General features: G+C 43.4%; 18 protein-coding genes and 1 pseudogene. 12 read left to right on the forward strand and 7 right to left on the reverse strand.

From position 1 onward, the window contains the following. Positions 1-69: 69 nt before the first annotated feature. From L0U88_RS09525 to L0U88_RS09545, 5 genes are all read right to left on the reverse strand, one after another. Positions 70-1,215 carry an acetyltransferase domain-containing protein gene (locus tag L0U88_RS09525; protein WP_234865817.1) on the reverse strand — a complete coding sequence of 382 codons (1,146 nt, stop codon included), beginning with the start codon at positions 1,213-1,215 and terminating at the stop codon, positions 70-72. A 15-nt stretch (positions 1,216-1,230) separates the two neighbouring features. Further along, complete coding sequence (locus L0U88_RS09530; RefSeq protein ID WP_234865818.1) at positions 1,231-2,745, reverse strand: ATP-binding cassette domain-containing protein; 1,515 nt, start codon at positions 2,743-2,745, stop codon at positions 1,231-1,233. A gap of 6 nt (positions 2,746-2,751) precedes the next feature. Then, complete coding sequence (locus L0U88_RS09535; RefSeq protein ID WP_234865819.1) at positions 2,752-6,816, reverse strand: PAS domain-containing protein; 4,065 nt, start codon at positions 6,814-6,816, stop codon at positions 2,752-2,754. A gap of 69 nt (positions 6,817-6,885) precedes the next feature. Further along, positions 6,886-8,586, reverse strand: coding sequence for a hypothetical protein (locus L0U88_RS09540; protein ID WP_234865820.1), 1,701 nt, complete (start codon positions 8,584-8,586; stop codon positions 6,886-6,888). A 146-nt stretch (positions 8,587-8,732) separates the two neighbouring features. Continuing rightward, positions 8,733-11,102, reverse strand: coding sequence for a PDZ domain-containing protein (locus L0U88_RS09545; RefSeq protein ID WP_234865821.1), 2,370 nt, complete (start codon positions 11,100-11,102; stop codon positions 8,733-8,735). A gap of 72 nt (positions 11,103-11,174) precedes the next feature. Here L0U88_RS09545 and L0U88_RS09550 point away from each other — a divergent pair, with 72 nt between their 5' ends. Continuing rightward, a complete protein-coding gene (locus L0U88_RS09550; protein ID WP_234865822.1) occupies positions 11,175-11,921 on the forward strand; it encodes an MBL fold metallo-hydrolase in 747 nt (248 codons plus the stop codon). A gap of 137 nt (positions 11,922-12,058) precedes the next feature. Then, on the forward strand, positions 12,059-12,700 hold the full coding sequence (locus L0U88_RS09555) for a DUF6565 domain-containing protein (RefSeq protein WP_234865823.1): 642 nt from the start codon (positions 12,059-12,061) through the stop codon (positions 12,698-12,700). A 67-nt stretch (positions 12,701-12,767) separates the two neighbouring features. On the opposite strand, the gene L0U88_RS09560 is transcribed toward L0U88_RS09555, so the two are convergent. Further along, a complete protein-coding gene (locus L0U88_RS09560; protein WP_234865824.1) occupies positions 12,768-13,544 on the reverse strand; it encodes a (Fe-S)-binding protein in 777 nt (258 codons plus the stop codon). A gap of 97 nt (positions 13,545-13,641) precedes the next feature. Between L0U88_RS09560 and L0U88_RS09565 the strand changes: the two genes are divergently transcribed. The 10 genes from L0U88_RS09565 (at position 13,642) to L0U88_RS09610 (ending at position 20,056) form a co-directional block, all read left to right on the forward strand. Next, positions 13,642-14,337 (forward strand): Crp/Fnr family transcriptional regulator, encoded by a 696-nt coding sequence (locus L0U88_RS09565; RefSeq protein ID WP_234865825.1) that lies wholly within the window; start codon positions 13,642-13,644, stop codon positions 14,335-14,337. A 51-nt stretch (positions 14,338-14,388) separates the two neighbouring features. After that, positions 14,389-14,841: a YHS domain-containing (seleno)protein gene (locus L0U88_RS09570; protein WP_234865826.1), complete on the forward strand. Its 453-nt coding sequence runs from the start codon at positions 14,389-14,391 to the stop codon at positions 14,839-14,841. 18 nt (positions 14,842-14,859) lie between these two features. Further along, the gene (locus L0U88_RS09575; protein WP_234865827.1) at positions 14,860-15,252 is read left to right on the forward strand and encodes a DoxX family membrane protein; all 393 of its coding nucleotides are present in this window, start codon (positions 14,860-14,862) and stop codon (positions 15,250-15,252) included. Continuing rightward, positions 15,249-15,665 carry a DM13 domain-containing protein gene (locus tag L0U88_RS09580; protein ID WP_234865828.1) on the forward strand — a complete coding sequence of 139 codons (417 nt, stop codon included), beginning with the start codon at positions 15,249-15,251 and terminating at the stop codon, positions 15,663-15,665. Before L0U88_RS09575 ends, L0U88_RS09580 begins: the two co-directional genes overlap by 4 nt. Before the next feature lie 29 nt (positions 15,666-15,694). Beyond that, the gene (locus tag L0U88_RS09585) at positions 15,695-16,405 is read left to right on the forward strand and encodes a hypothetical protein (RefSeq protein WP_234865829.1); all 711 of its coding nucleotides are present in this window, start codon (positions 15,695-15,697) and stop codon (positions 16,403-16,405) included. A 5-nt stretch (positions 16,406-16,410) separates the two neighbouring features. Then, positions 16,411-16,944, forward strand: a complete 534-nt coding sequence (locus L0U88_RS09590; RefSeq protein ID WP_234865830.1) for a YceI family protein — start codon at positions 16,411-16,413, stop codon at positions 16,942-16,944. Between the two features lie 64 nt (positions 16,945-17,008). Continuing rightward, positions 17,009-17,509, forward strand: coding sequence for a DinB family protein (locus L0U88_RS09595; RefSeq protein WP_234865831.1), 501 nt, complete (start codon positions 17,009-17,011; stop codon positions 17,507-17,509). Continuing rightward, the gene (locus tag L0U88_RS09600; RefSeq protein ID WP_234865832.1) at positions 17,506-18,228 is read left to right on the forward strand and encodes an NRDE family protein; all 723 of its coding nucleotides are present in this window, start codon (positions 17,506-17,508) and stop codon (positions 18,226-18,228) included. Before L0U88_RS09595 ends, L0U88_RS09600 begins: the two co-directional genes overlap by 4 nt. Further along, positions 18,225-19,289 carry an ATP-grasp domain-containing protein gene (locus L0U88_RS09605; protein ID WP_234865833.1) on the forward strand — a complete coding sequence of 355 codons (1,065 nt, stop codon included), beginning with the start codon at positions 18,225-18,227 and terminating at the stop codon, positions 19,287-19,289. The genes L0U88_RS09600 and L0U88_RS09605 overlap by 4 nt, the downstream gene beginning before the upstream one ends. Before the next feature lie 11 nt (positions 19,290-19,300). After that, positions 19,301-20,056, forward strand: coding sequence for a LysE family translocator (locus L0U88_RS09610; protein ID WP_234865834.1), 756 nt, complete (start codon positions 19,301-19,303; stop codon positions 20,054-20,056). 4 nt (positions 20,057-20,060) lie between these two features. Here the strand turns inward: L0U88_RS09610 and L0U88_RS09615 are convergent. Further along, positions 20,061-20,465: pseudogene (locus L0U88_RS09615) on the reverse strand (GNAT family N-acetyltransferase); the annotation flags it as partial. Between the last annotated feature and the right edge of the window lies 1 nt (position 20,466).

Raw genomic sequence — 20,466 nt, forward strand, 5'->3', positions numbered from 1 at the left:
GATTTATGCAAATATAATGTTTAAACATTGAAAATGCTGTTAAGGGATGTTTAATACACTCAAAAAGAGCTACAAGTACTTCGCCAGGAAACTATCCGGGTTGTTCTGTTTAAACTGTCGGTAACGTACGCAGGCTGGGTAGAGGATTAACACTGCGCATATCCATACCAGGTAGACTACTCCTAGCGAATAACCATTGGGTTGTTGTAAAGGGCGACCAAATCCAAAGCCTCCGAAATTTAATTGATCCAGGGTATATCCGTCAATAAATAATGTAATGATCAATGCTCCATGGATGAGATACCAATGAATGATATAATAGAATAACGGCACAGAACCATATACTTCCAGCAGGTTGTTGATGGGTTGAGGTAAGGTTTGTTTTTTCAGGATAGCATAAAGAAGCAGGGCCATACCCAGCATAAAAATGGTGAATAAAAGAGATGGGGGATATTTCTCTACGCGGATAAAGGATAATCCAGTCAGAATGTTGTTTTTCTGTATTGCCCAGCCATTTGGATCACCAAATCCGGAAAAGGCGCGAAGCAAGATCCCGCCTGCCAGCAGGATTAATCCAAGTCTCGCAAACCAGGCAGCATTTTTAGTGCCCTGTTTAAAATAGGGGCCCATCCCAAACCCAATCAGCATGATGGCAAGCCAGGGTAAAGGTGGGTAAGCAACAATAAGGGTATGCGCTGGCCCCAGTTGCTGAACTACCAGGGTAGATAAAGCCGGTACATTGATAAATTGATTAACCGTGATGAGTAGCAGGCCTGTCAGCATGAGCAATCGGGGTGCGATTTGCTGAAGAAAAGCCATCGCTATAAAACCGGTTCCAATGGCTCCGATTACCTGGAACAATATTGAATTGAAGTGTACATTAAACCAGATACCGAAATTTACTACCGTAAGCTCCAGGAGTACCAGCCAACAACCACGTTTCAGCAGTTTGCTTTGAAGTGCAGCAGCGTTCTGTATTTTGTCCTGTTGAAGGTAGATGGAGACTCCAGAAAGAAAAACAAAGGTCGGGGCACAAAGATGTGTAATCCATCGGGTAAAAAACAGGAGAGGGGTTGTTGTATCCAGGTTGAGCGGATCTTCCGTCAGTGATCCTTCATGAAACAGATCCCTGGTATGATCCAGTGCCATAATAATCATGACCAGCCCCCTCAATTGGTCTATGGAATGAATCCTTTTAAGAGATAAGGCCGCCATGGTTGCATGGTTTATTTAGGTATCCTGAAAGGTAACCATTTTGCCATTCTCCAGTACCAGCTGCCTGTTTACGGATGCGGGAATTTCATCAGCGTAATGACTTACATAGATCAGACTGATATGCGTTTGACGACATAGTTCATCGATCAGGTGTTTAATTTGTTCGGTTTGGTTAGGATCAAGTCCCTGGCAGGGTTCGTCGAGGATCAGGAGCGGCGGATACTTAACCAGAGCCCTTGCTATCAGCGTTAGTCGCTGTACACTGGTTGCTACCTGTTGCAATCTGTTCATTGCATAATCACCAATACCCAGTGCATTCATAACCGCAAGGATTAAGCTTTCATTTTCCATTACAGGAGTCCGGTATAATCCGATAGTATCGTATAATCCAGATTCAACTGCCTGAGCAACCGTGGTTTCTTGTGGGAAGTATTGAAACAATTCAGGAGAAACAAATCCAATCTTTTTTTTGATTTCCCAGATGGATTCACCTGATCCTCTTTTCCTTCCAAACAATTTAATGTTGTTCGCATATGCCTGGGGGTTATCACCTGTAATCAGGCTGATCAGGGTAGATTTTCCGGCTCCATTATGGCCACTGATGGACCAACGCTCGCCTTTGGCGATTTTCCAGTTAATGTTATCCAGGATGATACGGTTTCCGTATTGAACACGTCCGCTTTGAATCTCAACGATTTCATCAAATTCAGCAAAACGGCCCAATTTCAACCAGCTATCAAGTAGCATCTTGTGACTGCTTTCCGTTTGCTTTTTTTCCATCACCTGACGGTATTGTTCCCTTGTGGAAATGGTCTGGATTCGTCCATTCTTTAATTGCGCGATATGTGTTATCGAAGCGGGTAGTTCATGGTGTGATAGACTCATAACAACATGGATTCCGGATGCAATGATGCGGGCAAGCAATTGTTCAAATCCTATTCTTGTAAGCCTGTCAAGTCCGGCTGTAGGATTATCCAGCAATAACAAAGCAGGGTTCTTTAATAATGCCAGACCAATTAATAACCTTCTGGTTTCGCCATTTGACAACAGGATTACCTGTTTGTCGAGCAATTTTTCAAGCCTGCAAACAGCTATTACATTTTCTACCGTCCACCCAAACCAGGCCGGCTGGCTGCCTTCCTGGTTCAGCATCTCAGATACGGTCGGTGCATCTTCTGCATCACAGGAGTTGTATCGTTGCTGATAATAAAAAGTATTGGTATGGGAAAGGTTGGTAAACCGATGCCTCGCATCAATAAAGGATACCAGGTTTCGCCAGGAAAACAAAGGGTCCTTAGGTATATTTCCGGACTTTTTGAGTGACTCAAAAAATGCGGCCTCCCATTTTCCCCCGGTAATGGGTAAATGGCCGGCAAGTGCTTTTAGTAAGCTGGTTTTTCCTGACCCGCTATCGCCAGTTAGCGCCCAGGTTTCTCCCTGCCGTATCGTAAAATCCAGTTCCTGGAACAGTCGTTTGTTCTGGTATTGTATGCAGCCTTTTTCAATTTTGAACAGTACAGTTGTTTCCATTTTAGCTCAGGCTTGGAGTGGTGGGGTTTTAGGCAATGTAAAATAAAAAGTGCTGCCTTCTCCTGGCGTTGATTCTACCCAAATGGCTCCTCCCAGGTTTTCTACAATTTTTTTAACTACAGCCAGTCCAATTCCTGTTCCTCCATAGTCTTCCCTTTTGTGCAAACGTTGAAAAATGATAAAGATCCGTTCGTGATATTCCTGAGCAATTCCGATACCATTGTCTTCAATGGCAATTTTCCATTCAGTTTCTTCATCAGTTGCCCAAATGCGAATTGTTGGCGGCAAATCAGGTTTGCTGTATTTAACTGCATTCGTAATAAGATTTTGAAATACCTGCCGGAGGGGAGAGTGGTAACTGGAGATAACCGGCAGGTCGTTCAATATCACTTTTGCCTTTTTTTCTTCCAGTAAATTCCTGTTCAGGGTGATGGTTTCTTCCACCAGTCGGTTCAGGTTTAATGCAGTTGATTTTTCTTTCTGCTTTCCTATTCTTGAAAAATCAAGCAGATCCAGGATGATTTGCCGCATTCGTTTCGCACCATCTGTTGCATAGTAAATATATTGATGTGCTTTCTCATCGAGGTATCCATGATATTTTTTCTCCAATTGCGTTAGAAATCCGGTTACCATTCGAAGTGGTTCCTGCAGATCATGGGACGCAACATAGGCAAACTGTTCAAGTTCCTGGTTGGATATGGCCAGTTCCTTTACTTTTTTCTCCAACTCCTGGTTTAGCTCTTCCAAAGAGCTTTCATACTCTTTGCGATGCGAGATATCAGACATAGCACCCAGGGCACGAAGAACCTGTCCTTTTTCATTTCTGAGAAAGATGGCTTTATCAGATACGAATGCATATTCTCCGGTTGATTTTAAGAACCGATATTCTTCATCCCAGGTTTCTGAAGCAATACTTCCACTCATATAACCCTGAATTTTTGCAACAACCTGTTCCCTGTCGTCAGGATGAATCAGGCTTATCAGGAGTGGAAAATTTGGTTTGATTTCATGGGGATTGTAGCCAAATAAGGAATAAAATCCCTGGCCCCAGAATAATTTATCTTTTTCTACATCATAATCCCAGATGGCATCATTGGTTGCCCGGGTGATTATTTCAAATCGTTCATTGGATTGCTGAATTTGGGCTTCAGCTATTTTTCGATTGGTAATGTCACGGATAAAAACTGAATTACCGTTACCTGCAGGATAAATTTCAATATCAAACCACTGGTTAGTTGACTCTTTATGAATTTCTATGGACTTTTTTTCCCGGCTGTAAAAAGTGTGAAGCAGTATATCTGACTCGGGTATCTGCAAGGCTTCAGCCAGCACGCTTGCTGCTGTTCTTTTTTCAACCTGCTGTCTTGGAAGGTTGAAAATTGTTTCCGCCTGTTTATTCCAATAGGTAATTTTTCCTTCCTGGCTAATGGCACAAAATCCGTCACCAATACTTTCTAAAATCGTATTCCTTTCAAACAGCGCATGCTCCAGTTGTAGCTGATTGTTTTTGCGCTGAATGGCTGCTGCCAGATTAACCGTAACATTGGTAAGAAAACTGATTTCAGATTCTTCCCAAAATCGTTCTTCCCTGCAGGCATCGAAACCAATCAGACCCACACATTGATTCTCTACCATTACCGGTAATGCCAGGCAGGATTTGATCTGCTGATTTTCCAGGATCCAATAAAGATCTGCATCCTTCACTTTTGCTGTAACCAGTTGCACAGGAGAACCGTTCAATAATGGATCAAAAAAACCTGGATAATTCTGAACTGGTACTTGTTGAAGGTATGGATTGTCAATTTCTTTTGATATATCATCCCTGGTCCATTCGTAACGCTGACTTGAAAGTATGGTACCAGTTTGTGTATCCTGGTGCAATTCAAAATAATACACCCTGTCAACTTCCGCTGTTTGTCCGGTTATTTCAAAGATTCCCGGTAGTATGGTTGTCCAGTCTTCAACCTGCAAAAAGCCACTGATTATTATCGATAAGGTGTCCAGTAACCGGTTCTTTCTTGAAAGTTCCAGTTCATTTGTCTTTTGATGATGAATGTCCTGAATACTTCCATATACCTTGTTGCATTGATTGTCAATCCATTCAGCTTGTCCAATTATCCGAACCCATTTTTTATTACCTGTATAGGTTGTTACAGGAAGTTCAAGATCAAACTCAAGTGCATCCAGCATTAATTTATCTACAGCCTGCCTGAGTTGTTCTTTTGATGGACCTACTGCCAAATTCAGGAAGTCTTGCCAGCTGGGAGAAAGTAAGGGTCCGGTTTCCAGAATTTGCCGGGCTATTTCAGAGCAGGTAAATGCAGGCTTATCAATATGGCTAAAATTGAGTTCCCAGCCCCCAACAAGTGCCAGTTTGGAAGCATTATCCAGCAATTTCTGCAATTCTTTAGTTTCTGTGGTATCGCGCATTAGGCCAACCATTCTCACAGGTTTGCCATTCGCGTCTCTTAAAATATGGCCAATTTCTTCCACACTGGCATACATCCCTTCTTTTCTGCGAAATCGGTAACTGTATTCCCACCTTTCCATTTGAGGGTCTGCCAAAAACAGCGCAAGGCTCTCGGATACCTGTTGAACTTCATCCGGATGAATCCGTTCCATCCATCTGTCCATTTGAATTGGCTTGTTAACCTGTTCTGTATACCCAAATAAACGACCGTACCCCTCACCGAATACCAGGTGATCCTTTTCAATATCCCAATCATAAATCGCGTCTTTGGTACCACGATTGATCAGTTCAAAACGATCATTGCTGATCTTTAGATTTTCAAGGTTGTCAAATTTGGTAATCACCAGCGATAACAAGCGCTGTGATCTTTCAATGGCAAACTCTTCAAATGCGTTTGGCCACCGGGGAGTTGAGAAATAAAGAGCGAGTGTGGCAACTACTTCCCCCTGATCATTTAGCAAGGGATGCGACCAGCAGGCTGCAAATCCAAATTTTTCAGGCAAGGTAATGTGGGTTGCCCATCGTTCATCATCAAATACATTTCCTGCGATTACTTTTTCTTTAAGATAGGCAGCAGTGCCACAGGAGCCTTGGTTGATTCCGATTTTTATCCCATTAATAGCTTTACAATAGGCTGAAGGAAGTGAAGGAGCTGCCAATACATACATAGCGCCATTCTGAATTTTCATAACCGATGCCTTCATATCCGGAAATAGTTTTTCCAGATCCAGGAGGTAAGCTTCAATAATATTAAATAGCCGGGTGTCCTGGTGAATGGCGGCTTCCAGTAATTTTTTTTCAATTTTATCCAGATCGCCGTAAAAATAACTTGAAGAAACATCCAGCATAAGGCCGGTTAGTTTTACTGGTTTGCCTTCCTTGGACATTACTTTTACGCGGTCATGAATCCATACGTAAGAGCCTGATCGGGTTCGAAAACGATAATCGAAAATATGGTTGTTTAGCGCAGCAGTTTCACTATGGCAAAATCGAATGGCTGCATCCCGGTCTTCTGGGTGTATGTGGTTACTCCAGAAATTCGGATCCGCCAACCACTCTTCAGGAGAATATCCGGTTATTTCTTCAACTTGGGGAGAAATATAGGTAAAACGAAAATCTGTTGCATCTGTTGCCCAAAAAATACCATCCGCATTTTCCAGCAAGAGGTGACTGGTATGGCGGGCTTCTTCCAGTTGTTGCCTTATTTCAACAAACTCAGTTATATCATGAAAAACACCTATTAACTTGATTGGCTTTCCCAATTCATCTCTGATGATGGATGCTTTGGATTGCACCAGTATGGCCTGGCCGCAGCTGTTAATAAGCCTTTTGGTTATGTTGTATTCCAGATTTTTCTGAAGCACATCCTGCATGTGCTGTATAGCTCGTTTGCGGTCATCGGGATGAATGGTATTGGTTCCAACTTCAAAATCAACAGCGAAGCATTGCGGCTCATAGCCCAACATTCTAAACACACCGTCAGACCAATATATCGCATTCTGTTGCAGATCAAAGATCCAGGTGCCTGCTTTAATCAGCGTTTCTACATGATGCAATTGGGTTAGTTCAGTAGAAATTGGATTGTTTAAAATACTTGACATATCCTGCATGAAAGGGTTTAGGAATTGGACTAAGTAAATGTACAAATTCTAAACCCAAATAAGGATGTCTTATTGCAGAACCAGGGGAACTATTTTTTTACCAGCTTTCAGATAATAAATTCCAGCTGTTTGACCATCAAGTGAAACGCTGGATCGACCTGCTGGCACGGTTTTCGTCAAAATCAAAGCACCTCCGCTGGTAAAGAGTTGAATGGTGGTCGGCATGCTTACTTCCAACTGAAGCTGGCCCCCAATAACCGGATTGGATAGAACCCTGACCAGAACAGCTGCCTCCTGATTATACTGCACCTTTATGACTTTACTGGTTGTTTGGCGACCGTTCAGATCACGTTGAACAATCCGGTAAAAATTGCTGCCCTGTACTGGTTGTTGATCGTTCCAGGTATACTGTCTTACTCCCTGCGCAGAACCCGCTGCAGACAACTGTCCAATAGTTTGCCATTGTTGTGAATTGGAGCTTCTTTCAATTACAAAATCAAAGGTTTGTTGTTCCTGGCTGGTGCTCCAGTTCAACTGAATGGAACTGCTTTTAAGCTGGCCGCTAAAACTTACCCAGTTTAATGGTAACAGCGTGCTGTAAATCAGGGGGTCTGAAATTGCCGGACTCAGACTGGAGGAACTGAAACGCAGGGTATGCGTGTTGTTTCCATTTAATGAAAGGTCATGGAAGAAGGCAATGCCATTTGCATCCGTATACTGCGTAAGGGTTCCTGCGACCTGTCCGTTTCCGGATTCAACAGTCACTGTTATGGCCACATTGGGTTGAAGAATCGGTTGATTAAAACTATTCAGTAGTCGCACCTGGAATGCAGGATTCAGTACCTGGTTTGTTTGATAAATAGTTGGCTGTGCAGATATGCCCAGCCGCGTTGGCAAGTTTACCGATGGTTCATTAAATGCAACAAATGCAGGATCTGATTGCCCGGATGTTGTATATACCAGCTGTGTTACCTGCGTATAGTTGCTGGTTGTAATACCGAGTTGTGAAAGATCCAGTGCCAGCATCACGATAGGCCGGATTGTATTGATAAAACTGGTGGTGGTTTGTGTACTGTTGATATTATAGAAATCTGCCCGCCAATTGGCAAGTCGCGGGAACATGGCAGAGCTTGATAGGTTAAAAGTAAATTCGGTTCCAACCGTTGCACCGCTGCTGTTTATGAATTTCAACCGGTCGCCGACTGAACTTGGATCAGCTATCTGAACAAATAATACATCGGGAATACCATCTCCGATTGCACTTGCTGATATACCGCTGGAACCTAAATTAAATTGCAAAACAGAACCTGCCGGAATATTGGCTAGGCCGGTACCTACATTCAGACCATTAATGCCATCTGTCAGAAAAGAGGCCAGTGTGCTGGCACTCGCCGGACTGCCCTGAAAGGGTTGGCTGGAACTGTTATTTACACCGTTGTGCACGCCATCATATAATTGTCCTAGTCCTACAAAATAGCTACTGCCCCCACTGACAGGAACATTGTTAAGCGGGATAGCGCGAAATGTTTGAGGTACAAAACTTACACCATTGGCAGTAAGTTTCGAATCATCCACACCGGTTGAATAAGTAGTGCCATTATAGGTAAAGCCAAGCAGATTATGACTGTTATCAGGCAATACCGTATTGATTTTATTTGATTGCGATGAAAAAAAACCGTTGTAATCGGTTATAATCCTGGTTACCCTGGCCTGGCTAAAAACTACCAGTTGCAATAGGAGAATCCAGCAAATAAGTATAAGTTTTTTCACAGCGGGTACGGTTTTCTAAGTAGAAATTTGTAATTGCACTACAAAATTGCACTTATTCCTTCCGCTGTCTAAACTTATTCGACGGTAGGCTACATATTTTCTTTAAATGGAATTAAGTATATTCTTTAGAGTAGAAATACGAACTATTATTTCAGTTGAACCCTTCTTTGCAGGATCTGCTGATGGTGCAGTAACTTCAATTCAACCTGGCCCTGCCAGCTGTTTTGCTGCATGGCTGTAAAAAGGTCTGTCAGGTTATTAACAGCTTGGCCATTAATGGCCAGGATAATATCTCCGGCTTCCAGTTTGTTGCTGGCTGCCTGGCTTCCTTTGGGAACCTCAACCAATAAAACGCCATTTCGGTCGGTGGCACCAGAGGCGGACTGTTCTCCAAGCGTTTCTATGTTTTTCACGCTGGCTCCAAGCCAGGTCATTATATCAGTGGAAGTTTCCTTTTGTAAAAACAAAACTGGCAACACAGGTGGCTGAAGTGCCATCCTTTTCAGCTCTGCGGAACGAACACCGAATTGATTCTGATCAATTGATTGAATACCCAATGCGAAAACAGGTGAGTTTGGCAGTAGTCCGTAATTTCCTTCCTGAGGTTTAATGAATAAGGGATCACCGCTCATGCTGTTAGCATCTGTATGCAGTTTGCGTGCTTCCTGCAATCCCTGGGGATGGATGAAAAAATTGGAATCAACTTTCAACCCCCAGTTGCGAACACGAATGGGCGCATAAGCGGTTGTTACAATATTGCGGGTAAATACATCCTTGCTGCTGGCATACCAGACGTGAGGATGAAAGGTATTATTGATAATAAAGTTATTACTCACTACGCGATCAAATCCTTCGCGCAATTTCAGACCACCATTGAGGCAAATATTATTATAGATCCGGTAGCGACTGCTACCATCATCCAGGTCTATGTCCCATCCATGAGCACAATGAAATCGGTTATTACTGATGGTTATCGGTTTAATTATGTCTAGATAGGGAAGCTGCGGATGTTTTTCAACCAGGCTGTCAACTGCTTCAATGGAAGGAAGCCAGTAACGGTCTCTTCCCCAGGAGTTGAAAGCTCCATGATCTCCTGTTTCCTGTACGGTATTGAATACATCATTTTGACTGATGATATGTCCGCCCCAGCAACCATCCCCAATATTAATGCCTGCCCTTGGTACGTTATAAATGGTATTTGATTGCACCCATATATCCATTGACATACTGATCTGAACTCCTGCCACCTGTTTCTCGATGGTCCCGATATCATGAATCAGGTTGTCTTCAACCTTGCATTCGGCCGGGTAATGCACCGACTTTGGCCCTGGAGTAAGATCCATTTCCTCCAGCGTTTGAGTTTGTTCATACCTGAACAGTGGTGAACGCACTGCGCCGGGATCTCCGACAAATGCAATTCCATTTCCACCGATAGAATGGATGTGATTCGATAGGGCCTGCCCCCTGCGGTTGTATCTGCTGAAAAAAATTGCATGTCCTCCCAACTCAGTGAACTCATTGCGTTCAATCCGGATATCTTCCGTGCCTTCTATATATAGGGCAGCACCCCGGTTGATCGTCCAGTCACTTCTCAGCAACGGCTCTCGGTTATGCATAAACGTACGGTTGGTGCCTGTAAGTGTTAAACCGCTTATAGTCAGATTTTTTACAGGCTTTTGAGCAGTTCCTTCAATATGAAACAACTCATCCAGTTGGGAAATTGAAAAACGGGTGCTTGATAGGTTCACGCCAATCGGTGGAATGATATAAAGAAAACCAGATTTTGAATCGTAATACCATTCGCCAGGGGCATCGAGTTCTTCCCAAATATTTTCCACAAACCGGTGTTGCCGATGCATGGGGGATGGGCGGTTGTTTTGCCAACCTCCCTCCATTTTCAAACTGTCTTTTCCTGTTTTGCCAAGTATCCTGAAATGAAGGTCACCCCACTCAGCCTGGTGAAGGGCATGTATGTATCCGCCTGCCGGATTTGTCCAGGTTTTGATCCGCTCAGGTTGCAACGCGTCTGCCGATGTTCCTTTAAAAAAGCGGGCGCTGGAGTCCAGGTTTGGAAATCTTGCCATGGGCAGTGAGCGGCCTTCGCAAAACAACTGGTCCACTTTTTTAGATTTCCCGATGAAGGTTTTCCATTTTCCCTGACTTTCCGGAGTCCAGTTACCGGAAAGAGGAGCTGCGCCACTAATTACTACTTTTTCGTTTTCGGCTGACATGATTTTTACTACATGCTCTTTTAAAACAGCAGGGGTAATCCGTATCGTCTTTGGCAGGAAATACGTTCCTTCCCGTAAAATCAGGTGAACAGGTCCGGAGGGGGCGGAAGAAATCCTGGAAATGGCAGCAGCGAGGTTTTTCAACGGTTTTTCCTTTGTGCCGCTATTGCGGTCACTACCATTAGGAGCAATATAAATGCTTGTTTGAGCCCAGACCGAAAAGTTCAGAAGCGCCAGACAGTAGGCGGTGGTTAAAAAGGGGACTATTTTTTCTTTTACCTTCATAAGGATAACAAAATAATGAACAGTTCATCAGTTGATTTGTAAAAGGAGAAAAATCGATAATTATTTGCATTTATGAAACAAGTCTGCCTGCTTTTGATGCTCCTGATTTTGGCCATATCCGGCCGCGCTCAAACGGATGCCATTACTACCAGTAAAGGAATACTTGAAATCCATCCGGTTTACCATGGATCTTTCTGGATGAACTGGAACAATGTGAATATCGCTGTTGATCCTTATGGCGGGGCAGAGCGCTACAAAGAAATGGGTAAAGCCAACCTGGTATTAATCACGGATATACACGGAGATCACCTGGATAGCAGCACACTGGTTAAACTGGACCTGGTGAATACCGTACTTGTAGCTCCCAAAGCGGTTAAAGAACGATTGATAAAATTTCTTCCTCAGGATCAGAAAATACTGGAGTTAGCTAATGGTGATTCATTGGAATGGAATGGCATTCGGGTTCATGCGATACCAATGTATAATCTGCCGGATACGGCCGGGTCCAGGCATCCCAAGGGTAGGGGAAATGGCTATGTACTTACTATGGGCGGAAAGAGAATTTATATTTCCGGTGATACCGAAGACGTTCCCGAAATGCGGAACCTGAAAAGAATAGATATTGCCTTCTTATGCATGAACAAACCCTATACAATGGATATTCAGCAGGCTGCAAGTGCCGCTTTAGCATTCCAACCGGCTATTGTATATCCTTTTCATTTCCGCCAGCCCGGAGGATTCAGTGATGTAAAAGAGTTTGCCCGACTGGTGAAGGAAAGCAATACTGCCATTGAAGTAAGGTTAAGGTCCTGGTACTAAACAACTACAATTACTGGGGAAAGGATATCCAAATGGGTATTCCTTTCCCCATTTCGTTTTGTAAAGGGCATTGGTACTGTTACATACAGGCATGGCATAATCGTTGAATAGGTGTTCGTGAACCTAAATACAACATTATGAAATCAAGACAGTATTTAATCATGATTGGAATAGCAGCCTCTTCGCTGGTTGCCTGCGAGAATAACAGTGCAAAAGATGAACAGCTTGCTGATGATATTGACAATTATGTAGATTCAGTGACTACCAATGTGTCAAACTATACAAAAGAAACATGGGACGATATCAGCGCCACATATGCTGCAAAAAAAGCGGAGTTGAAAGCGGAGGGCCGTGAATTGTCTGCTGAAGTAAAAGAAGAATTGGACGAAGCTGAACAAAAATTTGCGTCTCTCAGAACCAAGTTTGAGTCGAATATAAAAGCCATAGAATCAAAGCAGGCCATGCGGGATGAGCTTTTCGGTGCAGGTAAAGTTGGCAATGATCTGTCATTTGCCTGGGTAACAGCTGCCAATGCAAAAGAAGTGTATGTGAACTTTGTAAATACCGTTGAAAGAAATAAGGATCGTTATACACGTGAAGACTGGGACGAAATAAAAGTACTTTACGAAGCGCTTGACAATCGCAAAAATGAAATTGAAAAGGATCTTGCAGGTGCTGATAACCGTGAGATTGCCAAACAAAAAGTAAGATTTGTAGGAATTAAGGCTGTCAATCGCCTCACCGCAAAAGTGGATGAAAATACAGACTCCAAAAAATAAGTAAGTAAATAAAAGCTTAGCAGGACGGTTGGTTTAGCCCCTTATCTCTCGGGATAAGGGGCTTTTTTTATATACTGGATGCAATTAATTCGGCTATATCCAATACCTGCATGCTGTCTTCCTTCTCTTTGTTTTTAATACCATCTGTCATCATGGTATTGCAAAATGGACATGCTGAAGCTACCACTGTAGCACCGGTTTCTATGGCTTCTGCAGTTCGTTCCCAGTTTACCCGGGTTGTTCCTTTCTCTTCTTCCTTGAACATCTGTGCACCACCTGCCCCACAACAGAGTCCGTTACTGCGGCATCGTTTCATCTCCACCAATTCTGCATCCAGGGCTTCCAATACCTTACGGGGCGCTTCATAAATATTATTGGCTCTTCCCAGGTAACAGCTATCATGGAAAGTGATTTTTTTCCCTTTGTAACTACCGCCATCCGTTACCCGCACTTTCCCTGCATCAATCAGTTCCTGGAGATAAGTGGCATGGTGTACTACTTCATAGTTGCCACCCAGCTCGGGGTATTCATTTTTGAGTGTGTTGAAGCAATGCGGACAGGTGGTGACAATTTTCTTAATACCATATCCATTCAGGATCTGGATATTCTGGTAGGCCATCATCTGAAACATAAATTCATTTCCAGCTCTGCGGACAGGGTCACCGGTACACATTTCTTCCTTTCCCAATATGGCAAAACGAACGCCCACCGTGTTTAATATATGAACAAAGGCTTTGGTGATTTTTTGAGCACGCTGATCAAAACTTCCTGCACAGCCTACCCAGAATAAGATTTCCGGTTGCTCGCCGCTCGCCATCAATTCTGCCATTGTTGGTACCTGCATAGTAGTCGCAATTTTTTGTAAATCTAGAGGAAATGAACGAAATCTCCCTGCAACTGTAGAGCAGAATTTAGGTAAATTGCCGTAAACTGTTCAATGAATGGGTGCAACGGATCAGCTGCTGCTAATACGTAATTACAACCTTTGGTCTGATTTATCAGATGAAGAATATGAGGAGTTAAATCTTATTCATCATTTTAAGGAGGCAAAACGAAACGAATACCTCTATTTTGAATCTCATCACCACAACAAAATTTATTTTTTGAAAGACGGTTTTATTAGAATTGGGTATATAGATGAACATGGGAGGGAGGTTGTAAAAGAAATCATTCGAAAAGGTGAGGTATTTGGGCAAATTACATTGGAACCATACAATCTTAACGGCGAGTTTGCCCAGGCCTATAAGGGTGATGTTAGTTTGTGTGCTTTTAATATTGATGATTTTGAAAAGTTATTGAACCGCAAACCCCGTATTGCACTACGCTACAGCAAACTTGTAGGTCAGCAAATGAGACGGGTGGAAAGCAGATTGATCAGTCTGCTGCATAAAGACGTAAAAACAAGGCTTGCCGGTTTTTTTCTGCTGATACTGGATAAGGAAAACCTTCAGGGGAATACAGCCAGCATCCCCAATTTTTTGCGCCATGAAGATATTGCCCAGTTAATAGGGGCTTCCCGCCAAACCGTAAGCACGACCATCTCAGAACTCGAAACAGCCGGACTGGTGACATTTTCACGCAGCCTTATTTTTCTTTCGAATGTTAAGGCACTGCAAAAGCTGGCATCTGTCGGCTAGCTGACATGAAATCGATCATAAGCTTGCTAGTTTTAGGTATAAACTAAAGCTATGAGGTCAATCTTTGTTATGGTACTGGTTTTGATATTCAACCAGTTTGCAAGTGCTCAGTCTGCAACTATTCATTGGAACCTGGAAAAAGGAATCGCCTTGCAAGGGTACGATGCAGTTGCCTATCATACACAAAAAAAAGCTGTCAAGGGTAAACAAACCTTTTCCTTGTCGCATGGCGGTGCTCTCTGGTATTTTGCAAGTGCAGCCAACCGCGATCTCTTTCTCAAATCGCCGGCAACCTATGAACCGGCTTATGGTGGCTGGTGTGCCTTTGCTATGGGCGATTATGGAAAAAAAGTAGAAGTTGACCCCGAAACCTTTAAACTGATTGATGGCAAACTCTACCTCTTTTACAATAAATATTTCAATAATACCCTGACCAGCTGGAATAAAAATGAAGCTGCTTTGAAAAAACAGGGGGACAGTAACTGGGCAAAGCTCATTCAATAAGTTCAACATTACAAAATCATGAAAAAGAACTGGATACAATGGAGCTGCCGAATTATTGCAGCCCTTCTTTTAGTACAAACGCTTTTCTTCAAATTTACTGCACATCCTGAATCAGTTTTGTTATTTACTACACTTGGAATCGAACCCTGGGGGCGTATTTTAACCGGTATATTGGAGCTGATAACCTCGATTCTCTTACTCTGGCCACCCTTTACACGTTATGGTGCCCTTATGGGAGCAGGTACAATGGCAGGAGCAATCTTTTCCCATCTCACAATCCTTGGTATTGTATTTAACGGAGATATTCTGCTATTCGTTTATGCATGCCTGGTATTTGGTTGTTGTTTTGTTTTGCTATGGTTGGAAAGGGAGAAACTTTATTCTTTACTATCAAAATTTAAAAAGTCATGAAATCAAAACTGCTTTGGGTATTATTTACTCTTTTGTTCATTTCCTGTTCAAAGGAAAAAGAAACGGCCACTGATATATCGAATGATATCATTCCGGCAAACAGCGTTGAATTATATGATGGCGATTTTGTAAGTGCTGCACATCCCACTAGTGGAAAAGCCAGGATAGTTTCTGCGGAAGGCAAATGGTATTTGGTGTTAGAAAATTTTTCAACAGATCGCGGACCTGACTTGAAACTGTATTTGTCAAGTAATCGGGGTGCTGCTCAGTTTGTGAACCTGGGAAATTTAAAATCTACGAATGGTCAGCAGGTTTATGCTATTTCAGGTATGCCTGATCCGAAAGAATATCCTTATGTGCTGATTTGGTGTCAGCAGTTTTCCGTTCTGTTTGGAGTCGCCAGACTTTCTTAACTAATTATATCAATTTTTAAACCTCAGGTATGAAACATGTTCTAACCATTTTATTGGTTTTTATGATAGGCACGGTTCAAGCTCAGAACCGACTCAGACCTACTGTTGATCTTACACTTGCTGCGGGAAGTTCACAGGCAACTTTCAGTTTGGTTGGATGGCATCAATGGCAGCTGGGTAGAAAACAGCGACTCTCCATTGGAGTAGGACCCAGAATAACTTCCTACGTTGGAAATAAAAAGGATTTCTGGACGGCACCGGCAAGTATTGCACGTGGCAGTTCTACTCCTTTTCTTGTTGTACTCTCATCCCAGGAAACACAAAATTGGGATACACTGAATGTGCAGCGCCCGTTTGTTTTTTCCATGAATGCAGCCGTTCAGGTAGCACACCAGATTGGCAAACGGTTTCGGGCTGGTTTCAATATCGACCTGGTCGGCTTTTCCGTTGGAAGAACTTCAGCAGCAGTATTTACATCGGATGGAAGACAAGAGACAACGGAAGCAAAGCCCGTACCATTTAACCTCCTGCTAACAGGAGACCTTGACCAGGGTTCCCTTAATTCAGAATTCTTCGTACAATACAGGTTGAAAGAAAAATGGAGTCTTCGGGCTGTTTACCAGTTTTATTTTGTTGAATATAAAACCAATACCAGCATACAGCAACTACCCGAACCCAATGACCGGTTCAGGAACAAAGCGAATCTGCTGGGTATCGGACTCAGTTATTCCTTAAATTAGAGTATATGGTAAGGATTCTGTTTGTTTTTTGTATGCTGGTACCGTATTTCCTGGTGGCGCAGGCACTACATCCTGTAGATACCCCCGGTGCTGTCAGTTTTATCATAAACAACTTTGGGTCGGGGGTAGATGGCAGTTTCAAAGGGCTTAAAGGCGAAATCAGGTTTGATCCCACAAAGCTCACAGAGTCGAATATGAATGTTACGGTTGACGCTGTTACCATTGAAACAGGCATCAATATGCGAAACCGGCACCTCCGGGGTGAAAAGTATTTTTATGTAGACAAATTCCCTGTTATTTCTATTTTGGGCACTCAGCTTAAATCCGCCGGTAAACCGGATACGTATAATATGACAGCCAGGGTAACAATCAAAGGTGTCAGCAAAACATTCTCTTTGACCTTTACTGCCAAACCCCAAAAAAATGGCTTCTTTTTTGAAGGGAGTTTTACCCTGAACCGTAGGGATTTTAACATTGGTTCCGGTAGTATTTCCCTTGCAGATGAGGTGACTGTTCGGCTGAAAGTACTGGCCCAATAATAATTCATTCGAAAAATTATGGAAATCATAAAAAGACTAAATTCGAAACCAAGATTTTAAATTCATGCATTTACAGTTAGCTGTTCAGAATGCATTTGGTCAGATGACAGATGTTATGGATCAACTGACCGATGCCCAATACACCCAACCCTGTGTAAACTTATCAGGTGCTACCATCGGTCAGCATACCCGCCATATTATTGAAATGTATCAATGTTTATTGGTTGGACTGCAGGACGGAGTGGTGAATTATGAGGCCCGGCAAAGGGATATCCGGATCGAATCGGATAAGGAATTCGCTGCCCAATTACTCTCAACTATTGAAAAAAAGATTGATCAGCCCAACCAATCCCTTTACCTCTGTGCCGGGTTTGATACCGATACCAGGGAACAGGTGCAACTCGATACCAATTTTTACCGGGAAATTGCATATAACCTCGAACATACCATCCATCATATGGCGCTTATTAAAGTTGGACTGCTGGAGATTTCTGGAATTACTATTCCAGAGGGCTTTGGCGTTGCATCTTCCACCATCAAGTACAGACGTTCATGTGCACTGTGAGTTTTATTCCCGTACCCGGAGGCGCCCTGATCTGTTCCAACAGGGATGAAAAAATACAGAGAGCCCGTGCCATTCCTCCCAAATGGTACCAGGTAAATGGAAGTTCACTCTTATTTCCAAAGGATCCCGATGCACAAGGTTCCTGGATTGCTATGAAACCCAATGGCCAGATGGCTGTTTTGCTAAACGGCGGTTGGGTCAAACATGAACCTGCTTATCCGTACAGAAAAAGCCGGGGTCTGGTATTCCTCGAAATCTGTTCAGCCGATCAGTTGCTGGATGGTTTCGACGCTGTTCAACTGGACAAAATCGAGCCATTTACCGTGATTGTTTTTCAGGATGGTATTCTCCAGGAAAATCGCTGGGATGGTGTTCAGAAGTATAGCCGGCAATTACCTGCTTCGGATCCCCATATCTGGTCCTCCGTTACCTTGTACGACCCTTCCACAATTGAAAGAAGGAAATCCTGGTTTACTGGCTGGCTTAGTGAAAATCCTGAACCCAACGCCAGTTCTATTCAACGTTTTCACGAATTCGGCGGTGAGGGAGACCAGGAAAATGACCTGCTCATGAACCGACGCAATGAAATGCTGACGGTCAGTATCACCTGCATGGAATGGAACCGGGATACTGCCTGTATGTATTATACAGATCTGCAAAGCCGGGAACAATTTGAATGTCGTTTGGATGCTTTTTCACTTTCTGAACTCTCTTCATGAATTTACTGCAAAAGGTACTCCACCACCCCTTTTTTATACGGCTGTTTAATTGGGAATACTGGTCATTTGGAACAGTATACACACCTGTAATACCTATCTGGCTCTGGTACTGCCTCCGTGCCCGCTCTTTCTTCTTCTTCTCTGCTTCCAATCCCTCCATTGAAAACGGGGGATTCCTGATGGAATCGAAAAAGAAAATCTATGATCTGATTCCGGAAGCCTACTACCCAAAGACAATTTATGTTGAACTACCTGCAGATCCCCAAAATGTGGTGAACCAGGTCAAAAACAAAGGACTACAGTATCCTCTTATAGCCAAACCGGATATTGGTGCCCGTGGAATGGGAGTGCGGAAATTAAATCAACCAGAAGACTTACAACGATACTGCCTTGAATCACCCCTGGCTTTCCTGGTGCAGGAATATGCCGATCTGCCCCTGGAAGCCGGCATCTTTTATTGCCGGCTGCCAGGTGAAAAGAAGGGGCGTATCACCGGCATTGTTACCAAAGAATTTTTAACAGTTTACGGCGATGGCCGGCATACCATCCGGGAACTCTGCCAGCAGGACAAACGTTTTATTCTGCAACTTACCGCTCTGGAGAAAATGCATGGAGACAAGCTGAACGAAGTATTGCCGAGCGGGATAGCAAAAGAATTGGTTCCCTATGGAAATCATGCCAGAGGGGCCAAATTTATTGATGATTCACACCGGGCTTCACCTGCGCTGGAAATGCAAATAGACAAGATTCTGCAGCAGGTAACCGGTTTTTATTACGGACGAATGGATATACGGTTTCGTTCATGGGAAGAATTGGAGCAAGGCCTTCATTTTTCCATCATTGAATTAAATGGTGCCGGTTCGGAACCCACACATATGTACGATCCAAGGCATTCCATATTTTTTGCCTGGAAGGAGATCATCCGGCATTGGGACTGGTGTTATCGCATCAGTAAAATCAATCACCGGAAAGGAATACCCTACATGAGTTTCCGGGATGGACGAAAAATGTTTCGGGAAAATGCTCAATTTGAAAAGACGATTGCGCAACTTTATATCTAGCCGACTTTTTCATGAGTGCATTATTTCTACTCTTTGGTGCCGGACTGCTGATCAGTTTTCTCGGAAGTCTTCCGCTGGGAACACTGAACATAACCGCCATGCAGATTGCGATCCAGGAAAATACGCGTCGTGCTATGTCCTATGCGGTTGGGGTGGCGATCGTTGAACTGATGTATGTTCGGCTTTCATTAAAAGGAATCGACTGGATACTGGCCAATCAAAGGATTTTTTATTATATGGAATGGGCAACAGTGGTGCTGTTTTTAATTCTTGGACTAAGCAGTCTGGTGGCCGCCAGGAAAAAAACAGGAACCGCAAAACCCATTCAGCTCAACAACAGGATGCATCGTTTCTGGCTGGGTGTTTCCATGAGTGCCATTAATCCGGTTCAGATTCCTTTCTGGTTCTTATGGAGCAGTTATTTGTTCAGTACAAAACTCCTGCAGTCAGATTCGCTGCATTTCAATGTATATACCATTGGCATTGCAGTGGGAACAGTAAGCGGACTGCTGCTTTTTATTTTCGGAGGCAGGTGGCTGGTGAACAGGATTAATGCTTCCCAGCGAATTATCAATTTACTGGTAGCCGCCATTTTTTTGCTGTCAGCAATTATTCAGTTGTTCCGGGTGCTGAATAAGCCTATGCAGGAACGGCTGCAACCAACTGCTTTCTCAGCACCAGCCCGGTTGGACTCGATTGCCGAAACACCAGTTGTTCTTCCCCCATTTTCGTATATCCATGCCTGTAGTAAAACTCCTGTGCTCTGACATTGGGAATATAAACGTGCAACCAGATATGCCTGAAGCCACGCTTACTGCTTTCTTCTTCAGCCATTTTCAGCATGGCAGAACCCCAGCCTCCTGAACGATGCGCTGCGTCGAGGTAAAAACGTGCCAGTTCAATTCCCGTCAAATCTGGTTTTGACAGTGCCAGTGTCGGACTACCCATGCGCAGGCATCCAACTACTTTATCCTGATGAACCAATACCAGATAAAACCGATCCGATTTTTCAAGGTCTGCTTCAATGGCTGTAGCTGAATAGTGTAACTCACAAAACAGGACCAGGTCTTCGGGTACAAATCCGCTCTCATGTACCCTGGCAAAACCGGAACTGCATAATGCAGCAATGGCCCCTGCATCAGGGGCCATTGCGTATCGAATTTCATATTGATCCATA

Origin of the sequence: Flavihumibacter fluminis, from assembly GCF_021491375.1 — a bacterium.
GTDB classification, from domain to species: domain Bacteria; phylum Bacteroidota; class Bacteroidia; order Chitinophagales; family Chitinophagaceae; genus Flavihumibacter; species Flavihumibacter fluminis.

What these genes read in the sequence shown, in the direction of transcription:
- L0U88_RS09535 (WP_234865819.1), bottom strand. Translation starts at nt 6,816, where the DNA reads ATGTCAAGTATTTTAAACAATCCAATTTCTACTGAACTAACCCAATTG.
- L0U88_RS09580 (WP_234865828.1), top strand. Translation starts at nt 15,249, where the DNA reads ATGAAATCAAAACTGCTTTGGGTATTATTTACTCTTTTGTTCATTTCC.
- L0U88_RS09555 (WP_234865823.1), top strand. Translation starts at nt 12,059, where the DNA reads ATGAAATCAAGACAGTATTTAATCATGATTGGAATAGCAGCCTCTTCG.
- L0U88_RS09565 (WP_234865825.1), top strand. Translation starts at nt 13,642, where the DNA reads ATGGGTGCAACGGATCAGCTGCTGCTAATACGTAATTACAACCTTTGG.
- L0U88_RS09545 (WP_234865821.1), bottom strand. Translation starts at nt 11,102, where the DNA reads ATGAAGGTAAAAGAAAAAATAGTCCCCTTTTTAACCACCGCCTACTGT.
- L0U88_RS09530 (WP_234865818.1), bottom strand. Translation starts at nt 2,745, where the DNA reads ATGGAAACAACTGTACTGTTCAAAATTGAAAAAGGCTGCATACAATAC.
- L0U88_RS09575 (WP_234865827.1), top strand. Translation starts at nt 14,860, where the DNA reads ATGAAAAAGAACTGGATACAATGGAGCTGCCGAATTATTGCAGCCCTT.
- L0U88_RS09550 (WP_234865822.1), top strand. Translation starts at nt 11,175, where the DNA reads ATGAAACAAGTCTGCCTGCTTTTGATGCTCCTGATTTTGGCCATATCC.
- L0U88_RS09595 (WP_234865831.1), top strand. Translation starts at nt 17,009, where the DNA reads ATGCATTTACAGTTAGCTGTTCAGAATGCATTTGGTCAGATGACAGAT.
- L0U88_RS09585 (WP_234865829.1), top strand. Translation starts at nt 15,695, where the DNA reads ATGAAACATGTTCTAACCATTTTATTGGTTTTTATGATAGGCACGGTT.
- L0U88_RS09605 (WP_234865833.1), top strand. Translation starts at nt 18,225, where the DNA reads ATGAATTTACTGCAAAAGGTACTCCACCACCCCTTTTTTATACGGCTG.
- L0U88_RS09525 (WP_234865817.1), bottom strand. Translation starts at nt 1,215, where the DNA reads ATGGCGGCCTTATCTCTTAAAAGGATTCATTCCATAGACCAATTGAGG.
- L0U88_RS09610 (WP_234865834.1), top strand. Translation starts at nt 19,301, where the DNA reads ATGAGTGCATTATTTCTACTCTTTGGTGCCGGACTGCTGATCAGTTTT.
- L0U88_RS09570 (WP_234865826.1), top strand. Translation starts at nt 14,389, where the DNA reads ATGAGGTCAATCTTTGTTATGGTACTGGTTTTGATATTCAACCAGTTT.
- L0U88_RS09560 (WP_234865824.1), bottom strand. Translation starts at nt 13,544, where the DNA reads ATGCAGGTACCAACAATGGCAGAATTGATGGCGAGCGGCGAGCAACCG.
- L0U88_RS09590 (WP_234865830.1), top strand. Translation starts at nt 16,411, where the DNA reads ATGGTAAGGATTCTGTTTGTTTTTTGTATGCTGGTACCGTATTTCCTG.